Annotated in this window: 29 protein-coding genes; 14 read left to right on the plus strand and 15 right to left on the minus strand. The window is 47.8% G+C overall.

Annotation, left to right across the window (positions count from 1 at the left end):
* Nucleotides 1-417 precede the first annotated feature (417 nt).
* Together glyS and glyQ are read right to left on the minus strand one after the other, a co-directional pair.
* The gene (glyS, locus tag IE064_RS13825; RefSeq protein ID WP_189618274.1) at nt 418-2,487 is read right to left on the minus strand and encodes a glycine--tRNA ligase subunit beta; all 2,070 of its coding nucleotides are present in this window, start codon (nt 2,485-2,487) and stop codon (nt 418-420) included.
* 12 nt (nt 2,488-2,499) lie between these two features.
* Complete coding sequence (gene glyQ, locus IE064_RS13830) at nt 2,500-3,405, minus strand: glycine--tRNA ligase subunit alpha (RefSeq protein ID WP_189618275.1); 906 nt, start codon at nt 3,403-3,405, stop codon at nt 2,500-2,502.
* Nucleotides 3,406-3,514: 109 nt separating this feature from the next.
* On the opposite strand from glyQ, the gene IE064_RS13835 reads away from it, so the two are divergent.
* On the plus strand, nt 3,515-4,087 hold the full coding sequence (locus IE064_RS13835) for a DNA-3-methyladenine glycosylase I (RefSeq protein WP_189618276.1): 573 nt from the start codon (nt 3,515-3,517) through the stop codon (nt 4,085-4,087).
* A gap of 88 nt (nt 4,088-4,175) precedes the next feature.
* On the opposite strand, the gene IE064_RS13840 is transcribed toward IE064_RS13835, so the two are convergent.
* The 4 genes from IE064_RS13840 to fadB all read right to left on the minus strand — a co-directional run bounded on the left by IE064_RS13840 (nt 4,176) and on the right by fadB (nt 8,367).
* The gene (locus tag IE064_RS13840) at nt 4,176-4,622 is read right to left on the minus strand and encodes an MOSC domain-containing protein (RefSeq protein WP_189618277.1); all 447 of its coding nucleotides are present in this window, start codon (nt 4,620-4,622) and stop codon (nt 4,176-4,178) included.
* Nucleotides 4,623-4,632: 10 nt separating this feature from the next.
* Nucleotides 4,633-4,878, minus strand: coding sequence for a sulfurtransferase TusA (gene tusA, locus IE064_RS13845; RefSeq protein ID WP_189618278.1), 246 nt, complete (start codon nt 4,876-4,878; stop codon nt 4,633-4,635).
* A 159-nt stretch (nt 4,879-5,037) separates the two neighbouring features.
* Nucleotides 5,038-6,201: an acetyl-CoA C-acyltransferase FadA gene (fadA, locus tag IE064_RS13850; RefSeq protein WP_189618279.1), complete on the minus strand. Its 1,164-nt coding sequence runs from the start codon at nt 6,199-6,201 to the stop codon at nt 5,038-5,040.
* Nucleotides 6,202-6,216: 15 nt separating this feature from the next.
* Entirely contained in the window at nt 6,217-8,367 is a 2,151-nt protein-coding gene (gene fadB, locus IE064_RS13855; RefSeq protein WP_189618280.1) for a fatty acid oxidation complex subunit alpha FadB, read from the minus strand.
* Nucleotides 8,368-8,679: 312 nt separating this feature from the next.
* Between fadB and IE064_RS13860 the strand changes: the two genes are divergently transcribed.
* Genes IE064_RS13860 through hemG (IE064_RS13870) form a run of 3 tightly spaced genes read left to right on the plus strand, consistent with a single transcriptional unit; the run spans nt 8,680 to nt 11,342 of the window.
* The gene (locus IE064_RS13860) at nt 8,680-9,303 is read left to right on the plus strand and encodes a YigZ family protein (protein WP_189618281.1); all 624 of its coding nucleotides are present in this window, start codon (nt 8,680-8,682) and stop codon (nt 9,301-9,303) included.
* A gap of 54 nt (nt 9,304-9,357) precedes the next feature.
* The gene (locus IE064_RS13865) at nt 9,358-10,815 is read left to right on the plus strand and encodes a TrkH family potassium uptake protein (protein WP_189618282.1); all 1,458 of its coding nucleotides are present in this window, start codon (nt 9,358-9,360) and stop codon (nt 10,813-10,815) included.
* The gene (gene hemG, locus IE064_RS13870; protein WP_189618283.1) at nt 10,815-11,342 is read left to right on the plus strand and encodes a menaquinone-dependent protoporphyrinogen IX dehydrogenase; all 528 of its coding nucleotides are present in this window, start codon (nt 10,815-10,817) and stop codon (nt 11,340-11,342) included. Before IE064_RS13865 ends, hemG (IE064_RS13870) begins: the two co-directional genes overlap by 1 nt.
* A 4-nt stretch (nt 11,343-11,346) precedes the next feature.
* On the opposite strand, the gene IE064_RS13875 is transcribed toward hemG (IE064_RS13870), so the two are convergent.
* Nucleotides 11,347-11,664, minus strand: a complete 318-nt coding sequence (locus tag IE064_RS13875) for an ArsR/SmtB family transcription factor (RefSeq protein WP_133038335.1) — start codon at nt 11,662-11,664, stop codon at nt 11,347-11,349.
* Nucleotides 11,665-11,872: 208 nt separating this feature from the next.
* On the opposite strand from IE064_RS13875, the gene hemG (IE064_RS13880) reads away from it, so the two are divergent.
* Nucleotides 11,873-12,418 carry a menaquinone-dependent protoporphyrinogen IX dehydrogenase gene (gene hemG / locus IE064_RS13880; protein WP_189618284.1) on the plus strand — a complete coding sequence of 182 codons (546 nt, stop codon included), beginning with the start codon at nt 11,873-11,875 and terminating at the stop codon, nt 12,416-12,418.
* Here the strand turns inward: hemG (IE064_RS13880) and IE064_RS13885 are convergent.
* From IE064_RS13885 to def, 5 genes are read right to left on the minus strand one after another with little or no spacing between them, the layout of a single operon-like run.
* Entirely contained in the window at nt 12,415-13,857 is a 1,443-nt protein-coding gene (locus IE064_RS13885) for a TrkH family potassium uptake protein (RefSeq protein ID WP_133038333.1), read from the minus strand. The genes hemG (IE064_RS13880) and IE064_RS13885 overlap by 4 nt on opposite strands.
* Nucleotides 13,858-13,866: 9 nt before the next feature.
* Nucleotides 13,867-15,276 (minus strand): Trk system potassium transporter TrkA, encoded by a 1,410-nt coding sequence (trkA, locus tag IE064_RS13890; protein WP_133038332.1) that lies wholly within the window; start codon nt 15,274-15,276, stop codon nt 13,867-13,869.
* Nucleotides 15,277-15,300: 24 nt separating this feature from the next.
* Nucleotides 15,301-16,590, minus strand: coding sequence for a 16S rRNA (cytosine(967)-C(5))-methyltransferase RsmB (gene rsmB / locus IE064_RS13895; RefSeq protein WP_189618296.1), 1,290 nt, complete (start codon nt 16,588-16,590; stop codon nt 15,301-15,303).
* Nucleotides 16,587-17,543, minus strand: a complete 957-nt coding sequence (gene fmt, locus IE064_RS13900; RefSeq protein ID WP_189618285.1) for a methionyl-tRNA formyltransferase — start codon at nt 17,541-17,543, stop codon at nt 16,587-16,589. Before fmt ends, rsmB begins: the two co-directional genes overlap by 4 nt.
* A 22-nt stretch (nt 17,544-17,565) precedes the next feature.
* Complete coding sequence (def, locus tag IE064_RS13905; protein WP_189618286.1) at nt 17,566-18,078, minus strand: peptide deformylase; 513 nt, start codon at nt 18,076-18,078, stop codon at nt 17,566-17,568.
* 145 nt (nt 18,079-18,223) lie between these two features.
* On the opposite strand from def, the gene IE064_RS13910 reads away from it, so the two are divergent.
* The 7 genes from IE064_RS13910 to hemF all read left to right on the plus strand — a co-directional run bounded on the left by IE064_RS13910 (nt 18,224) and on the right by hemF (nt 23,151).
* Entirely contained in the window at nt 18,224-19,312 is a 1,089-nt protein-coding gene (locus tag IE064_RS13910; protein ID WP_189618287.1) for a LysM peptidoglycan-binding domain-containing protein, read from the plus strand.
* Nucleotides 19,309-19,485 carry a hypothetical protein gene (locus IE064_RS18310; protein ID WP_373295271.1) on the plus strand — a complete coding sequence of 59 codons (177 nt, stop codon included), beginning with the start codon at nt 19,309-19,311 and terminating at the stop codon, nt 19,483-19,485. Before IE064_RS13910 ends, IE064_RS18310 begins: the two co-directional genes overlap by 4 nt.
* An 18-nt stretch (nt 19,486-19,503) precedes the next feature.
* Nucleotides 19,504-20,409 (plus strand): DNA-processing protein DprA, encoded by a 906-nt coding sequence (gene dprA / locus IE064_RS13915; protein ID WP_373295272.1) that lies wholly within the window; start codon nt 19,504-19,506, stop codon nt 20,407-20,409.
* A gap of 2 nt (nt 20,410-20,411) precedes the next feature.
* Nucleotides 20,412-20,885, plus strand: coding sequence for a DUF494 family protein (locus tag IE064_RS13920; RefSeq protein ID WP_189618288.1), 474 nt, complete (start codon nt 20,412-20,414; stop codon nt 20,883-20,885).
* Between the two features lie 103 nt (nt 20,886-20,988).
* Nucleotides 20,989-21,552, plus strand: coding sequence for a DNA topoisomerase family protein (locus IE064_RS13925; protein WP_189618289.1), 564 nt, complete (start codon nt 20,989-20,991; stop codon nt 21,550-21,552).
* 103 nt (nt 21,553-21,655) lie between these two features.
* Nucleotides 21,656-22,219, plus strand: coding sequence for an L-threonylcarbamoyladenylate synthase type 1 TsaC (gene tsaC / locus IE064_RS13930; RefSeq protein ID WP_189618290.1), 564 nt, complete (start codon nt 21,656-21,658; stop codon nt 22,217-22,219).
* A 17-nt stretch (nt 22,220-22,236) separates the two neighbouring features.
* A complete protein-coding gene (gene hemF / locus IE064_RS13935) occupies nt 22,237-23,151 on the plus strand; it encodes an oxygen-dependent coproporphyrinogen oxidase (RefSeq protein ID WP_189618291.1) in 915 nt (304 codons plus the stop codon).
* Nucleotides 23,152-23,179: 28 nt separating this feature from the next.
* On the opposite strand, the gene IE064_RS13940 is transcribed toward hemF, so the two are convergent.
* Nucleotides 23,180-23,608 carry a group II truncated hemoglobin gene (locus tag IE064_RS13940; protein ID WP_189618292.1) on the minus strand — a complete coding sequence of 143 codons (429 nt, stop codon included), beginning with the start codon at nt 23,606-23,608 and terminating at the stop codon, nt 23,180-23,182.
* Nucleotides 23,609-23,732: 124 nt separating this feature from the next.
* Between IE064_RS13940 and aroE the strand changes: the two genes are divergently transcribed.
* Together aroE and IE064_RS13950 are read left to right on the plus strand one after the other, a co-directional pair.
* Nucleotides 23,733-24,554 (plus strand): shikimate dehydrogenase, encoded by an 822-nt coding sequence (gene aroE / locus IE064_RS13945; protein ID WP_189618293.1) that lies wholly within the window; start codon nt 23,733-23,735, stop codon nt 24,552-24,554.
* The gene (locus IE064_RS13950; RefSeq protein WP_189618294.1) at nt 24,551-24,814 is read left to right on the plus strand and encodes a DUF1488 family protein; all 264 of its coding nucleotides are present in this window, start codon (nt 24,551-24,553) and stop codon (nt 24,812-24,814) included. Before aroE ends, IE064_RS13950 begins: the two co-directional genes overlap by 4 nt.
* Here the strand turns inward: IE064_RS13950 and IE064_RS13955 are convergent.
* Together IE064_RS13955 and IE064_RS18170 are read right to left on the minus strand one after the other, a co-directional pair.
* Nucleotides 24,811-25,365: a gamma carbonic anhydrase family protein gene (locus tag IE064_RS13955; protein WP_373295273.1), complete on the minus strand. Its 555-nt coding sequence runs from the start codon at nt 25,363-25,365 to the stop codon at nt 24,811-24,813. The two genes, IE064_RS13950 and IE064_RS13955, sit on opposite strands and share 4 nt — an antisense overlap.
* Nucleotides 25,304-25,611 (minus strand): hypothetical protein (locus IE064_RS18170; protein WP_229800059.1); only part of this gene is annotated, 308 nt, incomplete at its 5' end. The genes IE064_RS18170 and IE064_RS13955, both read right to left, overlap by 62 nt.

A 25,611-nucleotide genomic window follows, 5' to 3' on the forward strand; every position in this document is an offset into this window, starting at 1 on the left:
AGGGGGAGACAGACACATTGGTCTCCCTTTTTTATGTCTATAAAATCTGGCGTTAAGCCTCTAAAGTTCAGTGGTGGTGACATAACATACGGACATCACAAGGCTTGCGCTCTGTTTGGCTGTCTATGGGATCTTATGATTGCTATCCCAAAATTTTTCCAACAGCTAACCCCTTAGTCTTGTCTCTTCATACGTGGATAATGCACAGGTGGTGTACGCAATTGATCTATAACGTTGTTGCTGAGTACGGCAAGCATGCCGCAGATTGTCTGAATGGTTAGAGTGGGGAAGGCCGGATGTTAGCGAGACGATAATCTGGCCAGAGATTGCAGGGGCCGTTACAATAATAACATTAAAAATCAATAAAATAGAAAGCTCACCAATTGGCGAGCTTTCTATTTAATAGCTGTTTTACGCTTACTGTAGCAACGAGATATCAGCAATACGCAGGAATTGGTCACGCAATTGATTCAGCAGCGCTAAACGGTTATCGCGCAATTGTGCATCATCAGCCATCACCATCACTTGCTCAAAAAACAGGTCAACACTATCACGCAGTTGCGCCAGTAGTGTCAGCGCATGTTGATAGTCACCAGCTGCAAACAGTGGCTCTAATTGAGGGAGCAACGCTGCTAATGTTGTTGATAGTGCTTTTTCTGCAGGTTCAAGCAATAAGTTATTGTTCACTGTCTGGGGTAATTCCCCCGTAACTTTTGACAGTATGTTAGACACGCGTTTATTGGCAGCCGCCAGCGCTGTAGCTTGTTCCAGTTCACGGAAGTGTGCTACTGCCAGAATGCGGTTATCAAAGTCGGTTGGTCTGGTGGGGTAGCGCGCCAGCACAGCCAAGATCACATCGGTACTTATACCTTTATCTTGGTACCAGGCGCGGAAACGTCCCATCAAAAATTCCAATACTTCTGTGGCAGTATTATCGTTGGAGAGGTTGCTACCATGTGCATTGACTGCATAGCCAATTAGATCAACCAGATCCAATGACAGTTTGTTTTCCACAATAATGCGCAGCACCCCGATAGCGGCACGGCGCAGTGCAAACGGATCAGCGGCTCCTTTAGGCGCTTGACCAATGCCGAAAATGCCGGTCAGGGTATCTAGCTTTTCGGCCAGTGCTACCGCACAACTTACTGGTGCTGTTGGTACCGAATCGCCGGAAAAACGAGGTTTGTATTGCTCATCCAATGCCAGCGCTACGGCTTCTGATTCACCATCTAAGCGAGCATAGTGCATTCCCATGGTGCCTTGCGTATCGGTAAACTCCATCACCATGTTGGTCATCAAATCCGTTTTTGATAGCAGACCGGCACGTTTGGCGTCTGTTTCATTGGCATCTATGCCTGCTGCGATAAACCCTGCGACTTGGGATATGCGTTGTACGCGGTCTTTCAATGTGCCAAGTTGTTTCTGGAATATCACGCTATCTAAGCTGTCGATACGAGAGGCTAAGGTGTGTTTCTTATCGGTATTAAAGAAGAACTCTGCATCAGCCAGACGCGGGCGCACGACTTTTTCATTACCGGCAATAATTTGTGATGGATCTTTCGATTCGATGTTGGCGACAAAGATGAAGTGAGGCATCAGTTTGCCTGTCACATCGAAAACCGGGAAGTACTTCTGGTCACCTTTCATTGTGTAGACCAGTGCTTCGGCGGGAACAGCTAAGAATTTTTCTTCAAATGCTGCGGTCAGTACCACGGGCCATTCCACCAATGACGTGACTTCTTCTAGTAAGCTGTCACTGATATCGGCTTTACCACCTAGCGTTACTGCAGCGGCTTCGGCGTCAGTTTTGATAATGGCTTTGCGTTTATCATAGTCAGCAATCACTTTACCGCGTTCGTATAAGGCGCTCAGATAGTTGTCCGCATGATCCAGTTCAAAACTGGCTTCGCCCATAAAGCGATGGCCGCGGATGGTTCTGGCTGAATCGATACCCAGCACTGTACCTGGAACGACTTTGTCACCCAGCAACATAGTAACGGTATGAACTGGCCGAATAAACTGAGTTTTATTACTGCCCCAACGCATGGGTTTTGGAATGGGAAGTTTATCTAATGCCTGTTGGGTCATAGCCGGTATCAGCGTTTCTGTGCTGACGCCTTCCACCTTGGCGTGATAAACCAGCCATTCACCTTTGTCGGTATTTAAGCGTTCTGCTTGGTCTACGGTAATACCATTACCACGGGCCCAACCTTGAGCCGCTTTAGTTGGCTTTCCGTCCGCATCAAAGGCGGCTGTCACTGATGGGCCGCGTTTTTCAACGACCTTGTCTTCCTGTGCCAGCGCTAGCTTCTCGATATAGAGTGCCAGTCTTCTGGGCGCGGCATACCAACATGCGTTAGCAAAGGGGAGTTCTGCTTTATTCAATTCTTCTGTGAAATTGGTCAGGAACGATTCCGCCAAGCTGCGTAAGGCTTTGGGTGGGAGTTCTTCGGTACCGATTTCGATGAGTAAGTTTTCAAAATTCATTAGTGTCTGACCTCACTTACACATTGGGAAACCCAGCGCCTCCCGGGCCTGGTAATAAGCTTCAGCAACCGCCTTGGCCATAGTACGAACGCGCAATATGTAGCGTTGCCTTTCGGTCACAGAAATAGCATGGCGAGCATCCAGTAAATTGAATGCATGGGATGCTTTCATCACTTGTTCATAGGCGGGCAGTGGTAAGGGTTTTTCTAATGCCAGTAGTTGTTGGCAACTCTTCTCACACTGGTCAAACATCCCCAAAAGGAAATCTACATCGGCATATTCGAAGTTGTAGGTGGACTGCTCGACTTCGTTCTGATGAAAGACGTCACCATAGGTGATCTTACCACGCGGACCATCTGTCCAGACTAGGTCATAGACACTGTTCACGCCTTGGATATACATAGCTAAACGTTCTAGGCCGTAGGTAATTTCACCGGTGACTGGACTGCATTCTAAGCCGCCAACTTGCTGAAAATACGTAAATTGTGTGACTTCCATACCGTTTAACCACACTTCCCAACCAAGCCCCCAGGCCCCTAGTGTTGGCGATTCCCAATTGTCTTCAACAAAGCGGATATCATGGATAGTGGGGTCAATACCCAATGCCTTTAATGAACCCAGGTACAGTTCTTGGATGTTGTCCGGCGAAGGCTTTAGCACCACTTGAAACTGGTAGTAGTGCTGTAAGCGGTTAGGGTTTTCGCCGTAGCGGCCGTCAGTCGGTCGGCGTGAAGGTTGCACATAAGCACTGCTCATGGGCTCTGGCCCTAAAGAGCGGAGGAATGTTTGTGGGTGGAATGTTCCAGCACCGACCTCCATATCCAGGGGTTGCACGATTGCACAGCCTTGCTGTGCCCAATAATCCTGCAGGGTCAGAATGAAGCCCTGGAATGTTTTCACATCATATTTGGTCGTCATATCTACTGCTGTCAGCCGTCTATAGAAAATGGTTCCGATTATACCTTGTAGACCCTAGCTTATGTAGGTTATTTTTTATCGAGCTTTGGTTTTTAAAGGAATTCCTGAAATGGAAAAACAACGTTGTGGCTGGGTTTCGACAGATCCTTTGTATCAGCAGTATCACGATGAAGTGTGGGGGCGGCCGGTTTTTGATGGTCAGCAACTGTTTGCCAAATTGTGTTTGGATGGGCAGCAAGCGGGGTTGTCCTGGATTACTATTCTGCGTAAACAGGCCAATTACGAATCGCTGTTTGCTAATTTTGATCCTCAACTTATTGCTACATATGATGATAGTAAAGTTGAGGAACTGCTGCAGAATCCGGGAATCGTCCGTAATCGGGCAAAGGTTAACTCTATTATTCAAAATGCCCGTGCCTATCTAAAATTTACGGAACAAGGTAATGATTTCTCAGAGTTTTTATGGAGTTTTGTCAATGGGAAACCCTTGGTCAATCAGCACGTGAGTTTGTCTGATGTCCCTGCACAAACGGCCGAGTCTGAAGCGATGTCTAAGGCGCTTAAAAAACTCGGTTTTAATTTTTGCGGCCCCACCATTTGTTACGCATTTATGCAGGCAGTGGGAATGGTAAATGATCATTTAGTTGATTGTTTCTGTTATGCAGAAACAAATCAAAGCTAAGACTAATTTTGTATTGTGTAGATGATAGGTGTTCCACGTGGAACACCCTTCTGTTTATTCATCATCGAAGGGGATGGGGATTGGGCGGTTATTCAGGTTGATCTGAGAGAATAACATCATCACCTTTACTAGCAGTGCCACCACGCAATACCCTGCAGGTAACGCCTCCGCGCCAGTCAGCGGCCAATGCCGTTTCAAGTCCAGGGTATTCCAGCTCCATGTTCTTGCAAGGATTGGTTTCGCCAGTGATCTCCAGAATAATATTACCAATCTTTAGATACTGGCCTACCGAATCGGCATTAAAGCGAACACCTTCTACCAACAAATTGGCTCTTCTAGCTAGCCATGGAATGGAAGTGTTCAGCTCACAGCATGCATCTAACCATTGTAGTTTTGATAACACTGTGACTTGGCGGGGCCCCGGCTTTCCAAATATGTCTTGCTCAACACCTGTTTGTGTAGAAATAACAGCCTTGGCTACTTCCAACATTGGTGTCTTACGTCCTTCTTTAAAAGCTATTGCCACTAGTTCCATGGTATTCCCTTCAAAGTCCCTTTTTGATTAAGTAGCGGTAAGGTGCTGTGGTGATATCGCTTGCCACTAACGTATGATCCATAAACTGACAAAAACTGGGAATATCGCGTGTTGTTGCAGGATCGTCAGCGATAATCAGAAGTGTTTCTCCTTCCGCCATATGCCGGACTTTTTTTCGTAGCATCATAACTGGCTCTGGGCACCTTAATCCCAACGCGTCGAGCTGGTGTTGAGCGCAACCAAATTCTTGGTTCATTGTTACCTCTAAACTCATAGACCAGAAATTTAGTAAGTATGTTACTGCAAGCTGGGGTATAGAACCAAGGACCGTGCAAACTTTTAAAAATGTTCCACGTGAAACAAAAGGGCCAGCGACTTAGGCTGGCCCTGTATATTGGCGTTGCTAAAGCAAGAACTAAACACGTTCAAAAATAGTCGCGATTCCTTGGCCCAGACCGATGCACATAGTGGCTAGGCCAACAGATACATCTTTGGCTTCCATTAAGTTAATGAGCGTGGTGGAAATCCTAGCACCAGAGCAACCTAATGGGTGACCTAGCGCTATGGCACCACCATTAAGGTTAACCTTGTCATCCATTTGCTCTAACAGACCAAGATCCTTAACGCAGGGAATTGATTGCGCAGCGAAGGCTTCGTTGAGCTCGACCAACTCAATGTCAGCCATACTCATATCGGCTCGTTGTAGTGCCTTTTTGGTCGCAGGAACTGGGCCATAGCCCATTATTGCTGGATCACAACCTGCAATTGCCATTGAACGGATTCTGGCGCGGATGGGTAAACCTAAATCTCTGGCCTTTTGTTCTTCCATTATCAGCATTGCCGCTGCACCATCAGACAATGCTGATGATGTTCCCGCTGTGACTGTACCATTTGCAGGGTCAAAAACCGGTTTCAATGCGGCTAGAGATTCCATGGTGGTCTCGGGACGAATAACTTCATCGTTATCGACCGATACCAACGCACCATTCACATCGTGGCCTTTGATGGCTTGGATTTCCTTAGCAAATCGTCCCTCAATGGTAGCTGCATAAGCACGTTGATGGGACCGCACAGCAAAGGCATCTTGCATTTCACGACTGATGCCGTGCAGCTTGCCGAGTAACTCTGCTGTCAATCCCATCATGCCTGAAGCTTTGGCGACATTCACAGAAAGCCCCGGATGAAAATCAACACCGTGAGTCATAGGAACGTGCCCCATGTGCTCGACTCCACCCACAATAAAGGTATCGCCCATGCCGACCATGATAGATTTGGCAGCCTGATGAATAGCCTCCATAGAAGAACCACAAAGACGATTAACCGTCACGGCACCGACTTCTTTTGGCAGTCCGGCAAGCAGTGCAGCATTGCGGCCAATATTAAACCCCTGTTCCAGCGTTTGCTGGACACATCCCCAGATAACATCTTCAATATCTGTTGGTTGCAATTGTGGGTTTCTTCGAAGCAAAGATTTCATTAGCTCCGCGGATAAAGTTTCCGCTCTAACATTTCGAAACACACCGCCTTTGGAACGCCCCATCGGTGTACGAATACAATCAACGATAACTGCATTTTTCATGGCAAATTCCTTAAATTAGTGCTGATAGTAGTGGCCATTTTCGGCAGCGAGTTGTCGCATAGCATCCGTCACCTGATACAGTGGCCCAAGATGAGCGTATTTATCTGCCCAAGCAACATAGTTGGCGAGCCCCATGGTTTCTACATAGCGGAATACGCCACCACGGAAAGGCGGGAAGCCGAGACCATATACCAACCCCATATCTGCTTCTGCCGGTGAGGCCACAATGCCTTCTTCAAGACAACGCACGGTTTCGTTAATCATTGGGATCATAGTTCTGGCAATAATTTCGTCGGCGCTAAACTCTTTTAATGATCCGAAAGCCGCCGCTAACAATTCATAAGTGATAGCATCTGTCTCTTTTTTGGGTTTGCCCTTTTTATCTGGATTATATCGATAAAAACCTTTGCCATTCTTTTGCCCTAGGCGATTTTGGGCAAACATCAGTTGTAACGCGTCTTGGCCACTGGTCGCCATCCTTTCAGGAAATCCTTGTGCCATCACTTCTTGTGCATGATGTCCCGTGTCCATACCAACGACATCTAGCAAATAAGCTGGGCCCATTGGCCAGCCAAACTGTTTTTCCATCACTTTGTCGACAACCGCAAAGTCAGCACCATCTGCAATTAAAGCATTGAAGCCGGCAAAGTAGGGGAACAGTACGCGATTGACAAAGAAGCCAGGGCAGTCATTCACAACAATCGGGGTTTTGCCCATCTTGCTGGCATAAGCAACAACAGTGGCGATAGTGCTATCTGAGGTGTCTTTACCGCGGATAACTTCTACCAACGGCATCTTATGAACGGGATTGAAAAAGTGCATACCGCAGAAGCGTTGTGGTTGTTTAAGGTTCTGAGCAAGTAAGTCAATGGATATCGTAGAAGTGTTGGAGGCAATAACTGCATCATCAGCCAGCACCTGCTCCACTTCAGCTAAAACCGCGCTTTTTACTTTTGGATTTTCAACCACTGCTTCAACCACGATATCGGCTTGCTTTACTGCTGAATAATCTAAAGCTGGAGTGATAGCATTTAATACCTGCGCCATTTTCTGTGGCGATGAACGACCGCGTTCTACCTGCGCTGTTAGTAGTTTGGCTGCTTCTGATAGCCCCAATGTCAGCGCATTATCATTAATGTCTTTCATGACAATAGGAGTGCCTTTGCTGGCGCTCTGGTAGGCGATACCACCACCCATGATCCCCGCACCGAGTACTGCGGCATGTTGAACCTCATGGGCAGTCTTAATTGCCTTCTTAGCTTTGCTCTTCACCAATTGATCATTGAGGAATATACCGATGAGCGCTTGCGCCACATCCGTTTTAGCAAGCTTTATAAATGCTTGATGCTCTACTTGCAGCGCTTGTTCGCGGTCCATTGAGGCGGCTTGTTCTACGACGCCCACAGCTGCCATCGGCGCCGGATAGTGCTTACCCGCTACCGCAAAGACCATTCCTTTGGCGGTAGTAAAGGACATGAGTGCTTCCATCTTGTTCAACTGTAAAGCCTGTTGCTTCTGTGAGCGTCTGGCTTGCCAGTCAAGCTTGCCTGAGATGGCATCTTCTAACATTTGCAGTGCTACATTTTGTAAATTTTCTGGTGTAGTGACTGCGTCTAAGAAGCCAACTTTCAGGGCGTCATCAGGGCGATGCTCTTTCCCTGTGGTGATCCATTCAAGGGCGTTATCGGCACCAATAAGCCGAGGTAATCGCACCGTGCCACCAAACCCCGGAATAATCCCCAGCTTAGTTTCTGGCAGCCCCACCTTTGCGGAGTTATCTCCAATACGGAAATCAGTCGCCAAAATGACCTCACAACCACCACCGAGAGCATAACCGTTCACCGCTGCGGCGGTTGGGTAGGGCAAATCTTCCAGCTTATTGAAAATGCTGTTTGCCAACTGCAGCCACGACAGTAGTACTTTATCTTCTTGCGCAAACAGTTCCAGAAATTCCGTGATATCGGCACCAACAATAAAGTTGTCTTTCGTGGAGGTCAGTAGCAGGCCGCGAATTTCTGCTGTCGCGCTGATAACATCCAGCGCTTCACTCACAGAGGCTAAGGTTTTACGATCAAATTTATTAACAGAACCATCTGAATTAAAACGAAGAGTTGCAATTTTGCTATCGAGCAGTTCAACTTGAATAGTATCGCTTTTATAGATCATGCTTGCATTCCTTATGTGAGGGCTGCGAGGCTGGCGAGAAGTTATTTGCTACTCAGTTTGCGGTGAAAAAGGACAAAATACAACACCCAATTTAAACGATCGTTTAATTTTGGTGACATTTGAGAAAGAGAAAAATTGTGAATTAAGTCACAACTATTTGATGCGGCTGACTTATTCCGAATAGAAAAAAGCCAATTCCAGGCGAATTATCCTTAAGTCGAATATCAGCGTTAACCGCAGCTGGGAGTTGAAGTAATACTTCGACAGCAGGCAGAATGGTGCTGTGACGTTGACTTTTAAATGAGGCTACTGGTGTCTGACAGTTACCCAATACCGAGTGGTGAGGTTGTTTTTGAAGAAGAGATTAAACACAGCCGCTTCGTGACAGTGCTATTCCATTGTCCATCTGTCGCTGCATTTAAAGACAAGCTGGCATCCATCAGGGAAGCTTATCCTGCAGCAACACATTACTGTCAAGCTGCCATAATGTCAGATCCAAGCGATGATACGGCGCTAACCTGCAGCGATGATGGCGAGCCTTCAGGTAGTGCGGGTCGACCGATGCTTAATGTGCTGAAAGGCTCAGGTATTGGTGAAGTTGGATCTATCGTCATTCGTTATTTTGGTGGCGTAGAGTTGGGTGTGGGCGGATTGGTGCGTGCTTACAGTTCGGGTGTTAAGCATGCACTAAAACAGCTGACATTGAGTACTAAAGTCAAAACGCTTGCTGCCAGTATATGTTGTGAATATGCGCAGTTGCCGGATGTAGAGCATTATCTGGGGCAGTTTAATGTGACTATTGTGGAACGGCAGTTCTCGGAACAAGTGTTATTACATCTGGCAATACCTGTCTCTGCTCGAATCGCGCTGGCAGAGACACTGCAACGGATTAGTCAAGGGCAATTGCGACTTAGCTTTTCCAGTGAAGCCGCTTAAAAACTGTGTAACAATACGTCGCGGACCTACTAAGCAACATGGCAAAAGGGCTAAATGCACTATCGCACTATTACCCGTATAACCGGATTACTGGTGGGCTTGTTTTCTCTCACTATGGTGCCTCCGGCGCTGGTGGCATTATTTTACGAAGATGGCGGGGGCGCAGCTTTTATCCAGGCATTTGTTCTTAGCCTGTTATTGGGATTTATGCTGTGGTATCCCAATCGGCAACATAAGGCCGATTTGCGAACCCGGGAAGGTTTTCTTATCGTTGTTTTGTTTTGGACTGTGCTAGGTGTGATCGGGACATTACCGTTTTTGTTAGTGAAACAGCCGGAATTGTCGCTTGCTGATAGTGTTTTTGAGTCATTTTCAGCACTGACCACGACCGGAGCTACAGTCATCGTGGGGCTCGATCATTTACCCAAGGCCATCTTATTTTATCGACATCTGCTGCAATGGCTCGGTGGCATGGGGATCATTGTGCTGGCAGTTGCTATCCTGCCGGTTTTGGGTATTGGTGGTATGCAGCTATACCGGGCAGAGATCCCGGGGCCGGTAAAAGACACAAAAATGACGCCCAGGATAGCCGAGACCGCTAAAACACTATGGTATATCTATTTGCTGCTAACTGTGGCCTGCGCGTTAGCATTTTGGTATGCCGGTATGGATCTGTTTGATGCTGTATGCCACGCTTTTTCGACTATCGCCATTGGTGGCTTCTCCACTCACGACGCTAGTATCGGCTATTATCAAAGTCCGCTGATAAATTTGATTTGCATGGTGTTTTTACTCATTGCTGCAGTGAACTTCAGTCTGCATTTTGCAGCTTTTTCCCGACGCGGAATTAACTTTAGGGTGTATTTTCATGATGCTGAATTCAAAGCGCTGATCTTGATCCAACTGGTATTGGGTGCCATCTGCTTTTTTACATTACTCCATAGTGGCATTTATGATTCGCCAGAAGAAACTCTAGATTATGCGTTATTCCAGGCGGTTTCTATCTCCACAACCGCCGGATTCAGCACCGAGAGTTTTCACTCTTGGCCTTTGTTTTTACCCATTTTACTGATTTTTTCTAGCTTCATTGGTGGCAGCGGCGGTTCGACCGCGGGTGGTATCAAGGTGATTCGGGTGGTGTTGCTGTTTTTACAAGGTGCGCGGGAGCTTAAGCGGCTGATCCATCCTAAGGCAATGTTTGCTATCCGTATTGGCAACCGTTCATTATCGGACCGAGTGGTGGATGCGGTATGGGGGTTCTTTTCAGCATATACTCTGGTGTTTCTCATCAGCATGCTAATTTTGATGGCGCTTGGCATGGATGCTATCTCGTCGTTTAGTGCTACTGCGGCTTGTCTGAATAACCTTGGCCCTGGATTAGGTACGGTGGCGTCCAACTATGCCAATGTGTCAGATGGTGCCAAGTATGTGCTGGTGGTGGGCATGTTGTTCGGTCGCCTAGAAATATTTACTTTACTGGTACTTTTTACCCCAACTTTTTGGAAAGACTGATGTGTAATACCCTGATTATTTATTCAACGGTGGATGGACAGACTAGGCGAATTTGCCAAGCGATGGCGACGGAGCTAGAGCAAGCTGGAGAGCATGTGACTTTCAGTGAGCTTTCCGAGACCACGGAAGAACAGCTGCAGCATTGTGACAAAGTGCTGATTGGTGCCAGTATCCGTTATGGCAAACATCGTCCAGCGCTCTATCAGTTTGTTAATCGCTATAAGACGTTGCTGGATGGTAGGAAAAACGCCTTTTTTAGTGTGAATGTGGTGGCGCGTAAGCCAGAGAAAAATACACCGCAGACCAACCCCTACATGCTGAAATTTCAGCAATTGTCGCTTTGGCAACCGCAGCAATTGGGGGTGTTTGCTGGCAGAATCGTTTACGCCGATTATGGCTGGTTAGACCGCACAGCAATCCGCTTTATCATGTGGTTAACCAAAGGTCCCACCGACACCTCCCAGGCCTATGAATTTACAGACTGGGAGCAGGTGCGGCAGTTTGCGAGGGAATTTGCGGCCCGCTGATATGTTAACACTCAGCGGAGCAGAATTTGCGGTGAAGAATAGAAATAACTTCAGTAACTTGCTGATTTTTAAGGCTGTAATAGACGATTTGGGAACTCTTTCGGGTGTCGACCAGATCTTCTGCGCGCAATACTGCTAGATGCTGAGATAATGCTGATTGGCTCAGTGGTACCGCTTCATTGATCTCGGTTACGCTGAGTTCTTTATCCAGCAGTAAGCAAAGGATCATTAGCCGATACGGATTCGCAACCGCCTTTAACCATTTTGCGGCAATCTCTGCGTTCGACAACATAGCGTCAATGTTAATATCTACGGGTGGCATGTTTACTATTACCTCTACTTCTTGATTAGATGATTCTAATTGAATGTTACGTGTCGGACAACTCACCAGTCTTTTAGCTGGATCCCACTTTTACCATCAAAACACAGCCACTGCTTGTCCTATTTGGTAATTATCACTTTATTTTACTTTCATATCCGTCATTATCATCTTTTATTGTTGATTTTTATTAGGTTGAGCAGGTATTGCTATGAAATCCATTCTGATTCTCTATTATTCCCGTGGCGGCCACACCGCCAGGATCTCCCGCTGTATTGCACACCGAATGCAGCAGCAAGGGTACAGATGTGAAATAATGGATTTGCTTGAGGCTGAGAAAGAGGGGGTTGACTGGCAGAGTTGGGACGCCGTGGTACTGGGTGCCTGTGTGTTATATGGCACTTATGACAAGAGTGTTTTTGAATTTTGTAGTAAACATTTACCACAGTTACAGGCCAAAGCGATTAGCTTTTTTTCGGTCAATGTTGTTGCCCGTAATCCGGAAAAGCGTATTCCAAAAAATAACCGCTATCTGCAAAAGTTTCTGGAGTTATCTGCTTGGAAGCCTCAGGACGTGAAGATTATTGCGGGTAAAGTTGATTACCCATCTTGGCGCTGGCTGGATAAGCAGATGATCCGCCTGATCATGAAGATCACTCATGGCCCAACCGATACTAAAGCGGTGATTGATTACACCGATTACCAGGATCTTGAAACTTATGCCGACCATCTTCTGACCTTGATTCCGACGGATTAATACCGCCAAAAGCTAGGATGGAACAGCACTGCAACGGTCAGAATTTCCAATCGGCCCAGCAGCATACCTATCGATAAAGCCCACTTGGCAACTACCGGTAACGATGCAAAGTTACCGGCAGGGCCAATGACCGGGCCTAGTCCCGGCCCCACGTTGGTGACGGCGGTTATTGCACCAGAAAGACTGGTCATAGGATCAAGTCCACATAACACCAGAATCAGTGTCAGTAAGACAATCACCAGCATAAACAACATCATAAACGTTACCAGCGAACGCACGATCTCTTCATTGATTGGGCGGTTGTTGTAGCGTTCACGGAAGATCCCATTCGGATGGAACTGCTGTTTCAATTGCTCACGCATAATGGCGACAGCAATTTGGAAACGGAAAATCTTAATACCGCCGGCGGTGGAGCCTGAGCAGCCACCAACCAGCATCAGGAAGAGAAAACTGATCACCGCCAAAGCACCCCACTGGCTGTAGTCAGTTAAGCCGTAGCCGGTAGTGGTCACCACCGACACCACATTGAAGGCCGACAGTCTTAAGGCATCAATAAAGGCCAGATTTTTACTGCTACTCAACCACAATGCCAACCCAAACGACACAAATAGCAGAAATAGCAGATAACCCTTTATTTGGGCGTCATTCCACACGCGCAACGTCCGGGCCTGAATAGTTTGCGCAAAGGTGAGCAGTGGTAAACCACCGGCTGCCATAAACGCAATACCGACCCAGTGACAACGTTCTGGGAAAGCGGCCATCGAGTTATCTGAGGTGGAATATCCACCAGTAGACAGGGTGGTCATCGCATGATTAATGGCTTGAAACCAGTTCATACCCGCCCAGTGATAAGCCATACCACAGGCGACTGTCAGGCCGACATAAACCATAAACAGATATTTGGCGAGACTTTGCGTTCTGGGAATAGTTTTGTCAGACCAATCGGATGATTCAGTGCGGAACAGCCGCATCCCCCCTACGTTGAGGAAGGGTAAAATAGCAACCGCCATCACAATAAAGCCTATCCCTCCGAGCCACTGTAACAGCGAGCGCCAGATAAGAATGCTGTGATCCATATTATCCAGACCAGATAACACGGTAGAACCTGTAGTGGTGACACCTGACATAGTTTCGAAAAACGCATCGGTGTATCCAATTCCGTGATACAAGGTGAATGGCATCGCGGCAAACAGGCTAACGATGACCCAGGTGAGACTGGTCAGCAAAAACATGTCGCGGATGTTAAGGTGCAGCTTGCCGCTTTGTCCTCGGTGAACACAGATAGTGGCAAAAATGCCGGTAAAAATCGCTGAAATCAGAAACGCCATCACCGTTTCTTCGCCATATACCAGTGCAAATGCCAGCGGGATAAACATGAAACCTGTCAGCATTGACAAGAATAATCCCAGAATAAACAGCAGCGGCTTAAAGTTCAGCATCGTTGTAACCTAGAAGAAGAATGCGCTTGGCTGGAATAACTTTTCAACGTCGCTGACAAATTTCTTATTTACCAGGAATAGAATCACATGGTCGCCTTGGGCAATAACTGTGCGATCATGTGCCATTAGCACCTCTTCATCGCGCACAATCGCCCCAATGGTTGTGCCTGGCGGTAGTTTGATCTCGCCAACTTGCTTCCCGACCACTTTACTGGTGCTGGCATCGCCGTGAGCAATGGCTTCAATGGCTTCGGCGGCACCACGACGCAGGGAATAGACGTTACAGATATCACCTTGGCGGATGTGAGTTAATAGCGACGATATGGTGGCTTGCTGCGGAGAAATTGCAATATCGATATTCGCCTCCTGCACAATATCCACATAGGCTTCACGCTGGATCAGCACCATGACTTTTTTGGCGCCCATACGCTTTGCTAGCAACGCTGACATAATATTGGCTTCGTCATCATTGGTAACTGCAATAAACACATCGGTCTGGTCAATATGTTCTTCTAGCAGCAGTTCCTGATCCGATGCATCACCGCAGAATACTGTTGTGTTCTGCAGTTTTTCTGACAACAGCTCAGCCCGTTCTTGCTTTTGTTCAATGAGTTTGACGGAATGGTTTTTTTCCAGTTTTTTTGCCAGTCCTAATCCTATGTTGCCACCGCCGGCAATCATGATATTACGATAGGAGCTGTCCAGCTTTTGCATTTCACTCATGACCGCACGAATATGGCGGCTGTCGGCGACGAAAAAGACTTCATCGTCGGCTTCGATGATGGTGGTTCCTCGCGGCATGATCGGTCGCCCCTGGCGGAATATAGCCGCAACCCGGGTATCAATATTGGGCATATGTTCGCGCAATGCTGCTAGTGCGTTGCCCACTAACGGGCCACCGTAATAGGCTCTGACGGCTACCAAACTGACCCTGCCGTCAGCAAAGTCGAGCACCTGCAAAGCCCCCGGATATTCCACTAACCGATGAATGTAAGTAATTACTAACTGCTCTGGGGCGATCAGTTCATCAATAACAAAACCACCACGCAGTTTACTTTCGTTATTTTTGGTTTCGCTATCGATAAAAAGCTTATCGCGGATAGCCAGATATTGTTCTGAACGAATACGGGCAATCTTAGTGGGGGTGCCGAAAAGCGTGTAAGCAATCTGACAGGCGGTCATATTACATTCATCACTGTTGGTCACCGCCACCAGCATGTCTGCATCTTCGGCACCAGCTTCTTGCAGCACCCCAGGATTTGCGGCATGACCAGCAACTACTCGTAGGTCGTATTTATCCTGCAGTGCCCGAAGACGGTTGCGGTCACTGTCAACTATCGTGATGTCGTTATTCTCACCTACCAGATTTTCAGCCAGTGTGCCGCCAACCTGACCTGCGCCGAGGATAATGATCTTCATGCTTATGTTTCCCGGGATTGCGCCTTAAGCTGTATTGTTTTTTTGCAGCTTTGCATAGTAAAACCCGTCCATATTGTCTTGTCCGGGAAGTATTTGCCAGTCTGGTGAACAATTTTCTTGCGAAGCTGTGATAGCTTGCAGTTCGGCATCGGCTGTTCGTGCGAGGAAGGCCGCAATCTGTTGATGATTTTCTTCCGGCATGATGGAGCAGGTGGCGTATAGTAATATTCCACCAGGTTTAAGCCACTGCCAGCAATGGTCTAGAATCTGGGCCTGTAAATGGCTCAGCTCTGCAATATCTGCTGCCTTGCGCAGCCATTTAATATCGGGATGGCGGCGAATAACGCCGGTGGCAGAGCAGGGTGCATCCAGCAAGATGCGATCAAATTGTGGCCCTTGCCACCAGCTGTCAATAGCTGCAGCATCCCCGACAAATAGTTGGGCGTCCAATCCTAGCCTCTGCAAATTCTGGTTGACTCGCTCCAAACGTTTGCTGTCATTATCCACCGCTACCAGACGAATGCCGGGCGTGCGTTCAAGGATATGGCAGCTCTTACCTCCAGGAGCGGCACAGGCATCGAGTACCAATTCTCCGGCCTGGGCATCAAGTAGCTGTGCGGCCCATTGCGCCGCACCATCTTGTACTGATACCGCGCCGACGCCAAAGTCAGGCAGTTGCGCTACGTCAACAGGGCTCGACAGCATAATGGCATCGTCACTGTTGCCGGCGGTGGCCTCGATGGCTTGTTGTTGCAAGCGTTGTAGGTACTGTTCGCGGCTTTGTTGTTGCCGATTGTTACGAAGCCACATTGGCGGACGTTGCTGACTGTTTTCAACAATCTGCGGCCATTGTGCTGGGTAGGCCACTTGTAGCTTTTTGATAATCCACGCTGGAAAATTATATTTCAGCGTGTCGTTGGCCTCTGATAATGGTTGCTGCTGCCGCTGAATATTACGTAGCACGCCATTTACCACTTTTACCAAACTTTCATGCCCAAGCTGTCGGCAGGCCTCGGCGGTTTCTGAAATGGCTGCATGAGCGGGAATGCGGGTGAAATACAGCTGATAACAACCTAGTAGTAGTAACTGATGAATAATCCGCTGCTTACCTTTAAAAGGCTTATTCAGGCAGGCTGAGATGCATTGATCAAGTTGCGGCAGAACGCGCATAACACCGTAGCAAAGCTCTGCGAGTAGCGCTTTATCTTTCGGATTTGGCAGCAACCGTTGTTGCTCAGGTAATGCTGAAGATAGCGATTGACCTTGTTCAAGAACCGCATAAACAGCCGTTGCTGCGAGCGCTCTGAGGTTCAGTCGCATATGGTCTCCAGTACCGTCCCCGGAGCGAACCAATCGGCACGTGCGTTAAGAATATCGGCGACGGAAGTTGCCTTTTTCCCGGGTAATTGCAGTGTTTGCAGTAGTAGCAAACCCGCACCAGTAGCAACGGCAATTCCATGTTTATCTGCCCTGACTATGGTGCCCGGTTGTGCGATGTTGGCTGATGACTCCACGCTAGCTTGCCAAACTTTGATGTTTTGCTGCTGCAACACAAAATAGCTTACCGGCCATGGATTAAATGCGCGGATCTCCTGCCATAAGGTCTGCGCAGGTTTTTGCCAATTGATAACCGCCTCTTCTTTGCTGAGCTTATCAGCATAACAGGCCAACCCGTCATCTTGGGGTTCTGCGCTCAATGTGTTTGTTGCCAGCCCCTGCAGTGCTTGCAGCAACGCCTCTGGCCCTTGTTTGGCCAGTTTCTCGTAGAGACTGGCAGAGGTATCCTCTGCGGTAATGGGCAATCGGGTCTTAAGTAGCATAGCGCCAGTGTCGAGTCCTGCATCCATTTGCATAATGGTGACACCAGTTTCCTGATCGCCTGCCCAAATCGCCCGCTGAATTGGTGCGGCACCTCGCCAGCGTGGCAATATAGATCCATGGACGTTAATGCATCCCAGTCTGGGGGCATCTAATACCGCTTGAGGCAGAATAAGCCCGTAAGCGACCACCACCATGATATCGGCCTCTAGCGCTGCCAGTTGCTGTTGTGCCTCGTCATTACGCAGTGACTTGGGTTGATACACGGGCAGATTGTGTTCAACTGCTAGCGCTTTTACTGGGCTTGGCATCAATTTCTGACCGCGTCCAGCAGGACGATCTGGTTGCGTGTATACCGCAATAACCTCATGCTCTGAGTTCAGCAATGTCTGCAAGTGGCGGGCAGCAAAATCCGGTGTCCCGGCAAATATTACTTTCAAGGACGTCAAAATCTTTCCTGTTTGGTTAAGGTTAAGCCTGTTTGGCTTCCTGACGGGCGGCTTTTTCGAGTTTCTGCCTGATACGCTGGCGCTTCAAGGGCGACAGATAATCGACAAATAACTTACCCTTCAGATGATCCATTTCGTGCTGGATACAGATAGCAAACAAGCCATCAGCTTCCGCAGTAAATTCATTGCCGTCACGGTCGAGTGCCGTCACGGTCACAAATTCCGCTCTGTCTACCTGAGCATAAATCCCTGGTACTGACAGGCAGCCTTCCTCATTGCAGAAATCGCCACTGGAACTGATGATCTTCGGATTGATAAATACTTGTGGACGCTCAACATCGTCCTGTAGATCCATCACGATAAGTTGTTTGTGAAAGTCTACTTGTGTCGCAGCCAGACCAATACCTTTTTCGGTATACATGGTTTCGAACATATCGTCGATCTGTTGCTGAAGTGCCACGTTGAATTCAGTCACGGGTTCGGCGACCGTTCGCAGTCGTTCATCAGGAAATCTTAGTACATTTAACAAAGCCATAGGTAACTCGTAACAATTGTGTTAAAACCACGCGAGTTGGTTATACTATTTTGTGCTAATGCGTTAATTTTAATCCTTAGCGGCTGTCAATAACAGAAAAAGCTCATTATTAATGGTATTTGAGCTACAAAACACGGATGGGCCCATGAAAAGGTTTACTTTATTTGCGTTATTGTCTCTGATTGGTTTCTGGGTGTACGCCGATGTCTTAACTCTAAAACCTGGGCGCCCCGACACCTACGTGGTAAAAAAAGGTGACACATTGTGGGATATTTCAGCAATGTTTCTGAACGATCCCTGGCGTTGGCCTAAGCTTTGGGGAGCCAACCCGCAAATTGCCAATCCGCATCTAATATTCCCCGGTGACCGACTGACGCTGGTATTCATTGATGGTGAACCGCGATTAGTCAATAAACCTTTTATACACAACAGCCCTGAAGGCCGGATTAAGTCCAAAAGCGATGCTATCCCACTGATAGATTTGGCGTTAATTGAGCAGTATTTGGTGCAAAATCGTATTGTTGACCCTGATTGGCTGCAACAACAACCTATGGTGTTGGGCGGCGAAAGTCCTTCCAAACATCATGTGGCAGACAATATTATTTATATCCGCGGCAATCTTCCTGAAGGAACAAAATTAGGTATTTATCAGCCAGGGCGGCAATTTGAGGATGACAGTAGCGGTGAATCGCTGGGGCAGGAAGCCATTCTCACTGCAACTGGACGAGTGATTGAAGCAGGTGATATTTCTAAGGTTTTATTGCTGAACAACTTTCGAGAAACCGTCGCGGGTTTTCGGGCATTCTCGCTTGAGGATGATGCGTTCATGTCTGCTTATCTGATGCCTCATGCTGGAACGGTTGCGGGAGCTAAGGTTCTCGCTTCCGAAAAAGATATTCGTGAAATGGGTAAGTTTGATATTGTGTATATTAACCGTGGTAGCAAGGACGGTGTGGAAGCCGGCCAGGTTTTTACAGTGTTCAAACCCGGTGCTGAAGTTGTCATTGGTAACGACAATATCCCAGTGCTACCGGATGAGCAGTCAGCCTATGACAAACTGTTAGCCGCGATGGATAGTGAGAGTGCGGTAAAACTGCCAAATCTCTACCGAGGTCAGCTCATGGTGTTTAAAGTTTTCGATAAGACCAGCATGGGGTTGATCTTGGTTGACAAGCGTCCAGTGCGGGTGGGGGATCTGCTCACGCAACCTGTGACTATTCTGAAAGGAGAATGACAGAAGCGTCTCTGGTCGACTGGTTGTTTGTCAGTGCGGTATCCGGGCTTGGCCCGCTACGGATAGGACAACTGCTTGAACACATGGATGTGTCAGAGTTGCGGCAAAGGCTGGAACATGAACCCAAGTCTTTACCGATAGCGCTGGCAGATCCACAAATTGCTGTCGCCTAGCGCAAAGTTGACGCAGCGTTGGCGTGGCAGCAACAGGCTTCACACCATTACCTTATTTGTCGTGATACTCAGTTTTATCCTCCTCTATTACAGCAAATTCCCGATCCTCCTCCGGTGCTTTTTCTCAAGGGTTGTCCCGACGTCTTATTGCGACCTGCTGTTGCGATGGTTGGAAGTCGTGCTGCCAGTCATGGTGGTTTGTCATTGGCATTTCAGTTGGCGGCGGAATTAGACAGTGTTGGACTTATGGTCGTCAGTGGCATGGCCGCTGGTATTGATGGTGCTGCGCATAAAGGTGCGTTAAGCCGTAGCGGTCAGACAGTGGCGGTGCTGGGGACTGGTGTAGAACAGATTTACCCCAAAGGTCATCGGCAACTTTATGAAGATATTCAGCAACATGGTGCAGTAATCAGTGAATTTTGGCCTTCGGTCACAGCATTTGCTGGGAATTTTCCAAAGCGAAACCGTATAATCAGCGGCCTTGCTTTGGGAACGCTGGTGGTCGAGGCCAGACGCCGCAGTGGTTCTCTTATTAGCGCCAGAACAGCTATGGAACAAGGGCGGGAAGTGTTTGCCGTGCCCGGTGCTGTGCTCGGTGGTGATCATCAGGGATGCCACGATTTAATTAAAAATGGGGCAAAACTTGTGGAATCACTGGCCGATATAGTAGAAGAGCTGTCGCCGTTGTTGCAGAGTCATCTGCAAGCACTACCGAGTTATGTTCCGTTACAAACTGAACACAACTCGCAGTTGCCATTTAAAACGCTGTTAGCTAGTGTAGGGTATGAGACCACACCACTTGATGTTGTGGTTGAACAGAGCGGTATAACGTTGGATCTGGTGTTGGAACAATTGCTTGAACTTGAATTACAAGGTTGGGTTGCCGCAGTACCCGGTGGTTACGTTAGACTCAAGAGGAACTAGCCATGTTTGATATCCTCATGTATCTGTTTGAAAACTATGTTCATAGTGAAGTTGAACTGATGGTTGACGAAGATGAGTTGACCAAGGAATTGACTCGTGCAGGTTTTCATCAGTCAGAAATCCTCAAAGCACTCAGCTGGCTTGAGCGTTTAGCTGCTCTGCAGGAAAGTGATACCCCTTATGTCAGGACCAATGACAGCTATTCTTTCCGGATTTATACCAAAGAAGAAATCGACAAACTTGATGTAGAGTGTCGTGGTTTCCTGTTGTTTTTAGAGGAGATTGGCGTACTTAACTTCAATACCCGCGAAATGGTCATTGATCGGGTAATGGAGTTAGATGAATCATCATTAGTTCTTGATGATCTCAAATGGGTCATCCTGATGGTGTTATTTAATGCCCCAGGAAACGAATCTGCATATGCGCAGATGGAAGACTTAATATTTGAGCAACCAGATGGCCGATTACATTCTTGAGTGAGTCATTGAAGAAAGAGGCGTAACGCCTCTTTTTTAATACCCTAAATTCGCGGTGATGACATGCTATGATTAACCTTCAGTGAATCAGTGAGCGCATAACATGGCTAAGATTGATCAACAACTCTTCAATACTCGGGAACACGCGCTAGAACGTGAATATGAAGTTTGCCCCAAGTGTGGTGCCGAGTTGCATATTCGCCATAGTAAACACGGGAGTTTTCTAGGGTGCAGTAATTACCCCACCTGTGACTATAACCGCCCATTGGTGCAGCATGAAGCTATTGCGTCGCAGTCGATCCCCGGTTCGGCCTGTCCTGAATGTGGCGCGGAATTAGCGGTGAAATCCGGACGTTTCGGCATCTTTATTGGGTGTACGCGCTATCCAGAATGTAAACATATCGAAAAACACGATCAGCAGCCAACACAACAAACGGTTGTTTGTCCGCAATGTCATAACGGAAACCTTGAGCCCAGAACCAACCGCTTTGGTAAGACTTTTTATGCTTGTAGCAATTACCCCAAATGCAAATATCTGGTGAATTACCCGCCTCGGGCAGAAACCTGTCCTGACTGTGGCTTTGGTATTTTAGTTGAACGTCGTGGTGCTGCTGGAGTCCGGTTGGAGTGTCCGCAAAAGAGCTGTAGCTTCAAAAAGCTTTTGTGATCTACATCAAACAATGGTTGGTAGCATTTATTGATGTCGCTATAATTCTCAGTCCCTCGACGGCATTAGCCGCCATTAGCATCTTGTGTGTAAAGGTATAATGATGTTGCAAATACCGGCATCCGCCAGTAAAGAGATTTTATTGCGCGGTGGTGTAATCGCCTATCCAACAGAAGCGGTATATGGCTTAGGTTGTGATCCTGATGATGAAGCTGCAGTACAACGTATTCTGGAGATTAAACAGCGGCCGTGGCAAAAGGGCTTGATTATGGTGGCCAGTGATTTCCAGCAACTACGGCCTTATATTGATGAAACACAACTGACCGAAGCGCAGTTAACCAGCGCTTTTGCCAAATGGCCTGGCCCGTTTACTTTTATCATGCCCGTCCGGACGTCATTATCAACTTGGGTGCGGGGTCAGTTTGATACCTGCGCGGTGCGTGTGTCGGCTCATCCTGTCGTACGCGAGTTATGTGATTTATTAAACAAGCCACTCATCTCTACCAGTGCCAATCTTGCCGGTGAAAATCCGGCACTTACCGCTGAGGAAATCCTTCGGACTTTTGATGGCAAGCTGGACGCGCTAATCACGGGAGCGTTAGGCGAACAACACCAACCCTCAACCATAATTGATATTCGCAGCGGCAAGGTGTTGCGACAGGGATAATCCATTAAGGAGCTAATATGACCGCACCTGATTCACAAATGGTGAAACAGTATCTACAGCAGTTGCAGCAACATATTTGCAAGGCGTTAGAACAACTAGATGGCTCTGCCACATTTATGGAAGATGCGTGGGAACGACCTTTAGGGGGGGGGGGTAAAAGCAAAGTGCTGGTGGATGGCGCGGTGTTTGAGCAGGCAGGCGTTAACTTTTCCCATGTGACCGGGGATGCGATGCCAGGGTCTGCAACGGCGCATCGTCCAGAACTGGCGGGCCGTAGTTTTGAAGCGATGGGGGTATCCTTGGTTATCCATCCCCATAATCCTTATGTACCGACCACCCATGCTAACGTGCGTTTCTTTATTGCCCGTAAACCAGATGCCGATCCTGTCTGGTGGTTTGGCGGTGGTTTCGATTTAACACCTTATTACCCATATCTAGAGGACGTCCAGCAATGGCATCGGCAAGCACAAGCTTTGTGTCAGCCTTTTGGGGAAGAGGTTTATCCTAAATACAAAAAATGGTGTGACGAGTATTTCTATCTGCCTCATCGCCAGGAAACTCGCGGCGTGGGAGGACTGTTTTTTGATGACCTTAATGAAGGTGGCTTTGAGCAATGTTTGGCTTTTATGCAGGCGGTAGGCAATGGCTTTATCGAGCAATATCAACCAATAGTGGAAAAACGCAAAGATACGCCATACGGTGAGCGAGAGCGTCAATTTCAGTTATATCGTCGCGGTCGTTATGTGGAATTTAACCTAGTTTATGACCGTGGCACGTTATTTGGGTTACAGACTGGGGGACGGACTGAATCGATTTTGATGTCGATGCCGCCTTTGGTTCGTTGGCAGTATAACTACCAACCAGTGGCTGGCACTCCAGAAGCCGATCTTTACCAGAATTACCTTAAGCCCAGAGACTGGTTAGCAGTGTAGTTGTATGGCAAAGACAACCAATAACGGGTTATTGGTTGCGCATATGATCGGCGAGTTGCGCTATTGCTTGGTAAATGACTTGCCGATGTTCGGGCTTTTTCACTGACTGTTCCAGCGCCACCGCCATACACCGCAACCACTGATCGCGCATATTATCATCAATAGCGAAATGCATGTGTCTTGCTCTCAGCATTGGGTTGCCATATTTCCGTTGAAACAATTGTGGTCCACCGAGCCAACCACTGAGAAATTCATATAGTTTTTGTTCTGATTGCGATAGCGGATGGGGATGAATTGCCAGTAGCTGTTGAGTATCTTCGCGCTGCTGCATTGCTTGATAAAAATGCTTGGCAATGGCGCGAATGGTCTGGTCACCACCAATCAAATCATAAGCGTTCGATTGTGCAGGGTCTCTGTCTTCGATTTCGCGGCCAAGTATTTTTTTTATCCAGTTCATAACGATCTCTTGCTGTCACTCTGTGGCCAGTATACACAGTCGCGGACTTCACTGAGAAGAGTGATTGCTGATGAAACTCATTCGAGGGTACACTGCCGCAATCATCCGTTGTTAATCCCGTACCATGACAGATCAATACGTCGTTTTCGGTAATCCTATCAAGCATAGTAAATCGCCATTGATTCATAAGGCATTTGCTGAACAGAGTAATACCAATATGCGTTATGAGGCGGCCTTGGTACCGTTAGACGACTTTGTTGGCACCGCTCAACGGTTTTTTGCTGCTGGTGGTTGCGGCGCTAACGTCACCGTGCCATTTAAAGAACAGGCATACCGTATGTGTGATGAACTCAGTCCCGCAGCTGAAATGGCCGGAGCTGTTAACACGTTGATTAGGTTAGCTGATGGACGAATTCGCGGGGATAACACCGATGGTTTCGGCCTAGTAACAGATCTCCAGCGTTTTATTGTTTTGCAGCATAAAAGAGTGTTACTGCTCGGTGCCGGCGGCGCTGCCCGTGGTTGTCTGTTACCACTGCTAACGGCGGGTGTCGCTCAAATTGATATCTGCAATCGTACCATCAGCAAGGCTGAGGTTTTGGCGGCGTTGCACCCAGAAAAAGTGCACGCGGTGCAGGCTGAGCAATTGGTTGGCGCTTATGATGTCGTGATCAACTCCACCTCTGCCAGTTTGTCTGGGAGTTTACCGGCCATTCCGGCAGTAGTCGTTAGCCAAGCATTTTGCTATGACATGATGTATGGTGCCGCGCCAACAGTTTTTAACCTCTGGTGCCAAGCTAACGGCGCTACGCAGGCAATTGATGGTTTGGGCATGTTGGTCGGGCAGGCCGCATATAGTTTTTACTTATGGCGAGGCGTGATGCCACAAGTTGAACCAGTGCTGCAACAGCTACGACAACAGTTGGCGGATGAGCATACAGTATGAACCAATCGGTGATTTTCAATGAGCTGGTGTGCTGGATAGCGGAACTAGATGTGGTGGAGTTTACTGCCCAACAACAGGGAAACCTCATTAGATGTCAGGTCTCACGTCGTTATCTACAGCAATTTTCTGTGCCGCAATTAGTTGGTGCAGATGACACTATTGAGGTGTTTGAACATCAGCGCTTTGACCTGGAAGAAATGGCAGAAGCGCTGATAACCGAAGAAGCCTTTGATTCTCAGGGCGATATCTTCATCGGCTAGAGCTGCGTTGCTGACTCATACTGTTGCAGATATTCCTGTTTCAGGCGCACATAGTTATCTGCGGATGCCGGCAAAAATTTGAGTTCCTGTTCCGTCAAAGGTCTGGCTTGCCGCGCGGGATTGCCCATATACAAGTATCCCGCCTGCAAGCGTTTCCCCGGCGGAACCACAGAGCCAGCCCCAATAATCACATTGTCTTCCACTACCACATTATCCAGAATAATCGTACCCATGCCGACTAACACGCTATTACCTATAGTACAGCCGTGCAGCATGGCTTTATGACCAACCGTGACATCATCACCTATGAGTAGTGGAAACCCCTCGGGATTATTCGCTGAGCGACGGGTAACATGTAGTACTGAGCCATCCTGAATATTACTGCGCTGCCCAATGACAATGCGATTGACGTCCCCTCTCGCCGCGACCAACGGCCAGATGCTGGCATCATCGCCAAGGGTAATATCACCGACTAATACACTAGCTTCATCAATATAAACGCGTTGTCCAAGCGTTGGGGTAATCCCCTGATAAGGTCTTAAGTTTGTCATTGCCACACCATTCATTCTCAAGTTTGCTGCTGTTTTCACCATTATACGGACAAAAAAACACTATTCGGGCGAAATAGTGGGCAAACAGATAAAAATCGTAATTTTCTGGTGAATTGGTGCTTGCACAAAAGATTAAGCTCCCTATAATGCGCACCCACTGACACGGCAACAGCGACATGCTGGCGGTGTTGCAGGCAAGGCAGCGAAGCTGAATTGTCTGGGCGAAAAAAGATTGGCGCAAGCCAC

Origin of the sequence: Shewanella fodinae, assembly GCF_014651955.1 — a bacterium.
Taxonomy (GTDB): Bacteria; Pseudomonadota; Gammaproteobacteria; order Enterobacterales; family Shewanellaceae; genus Shewanella; species Shewanella fodinae.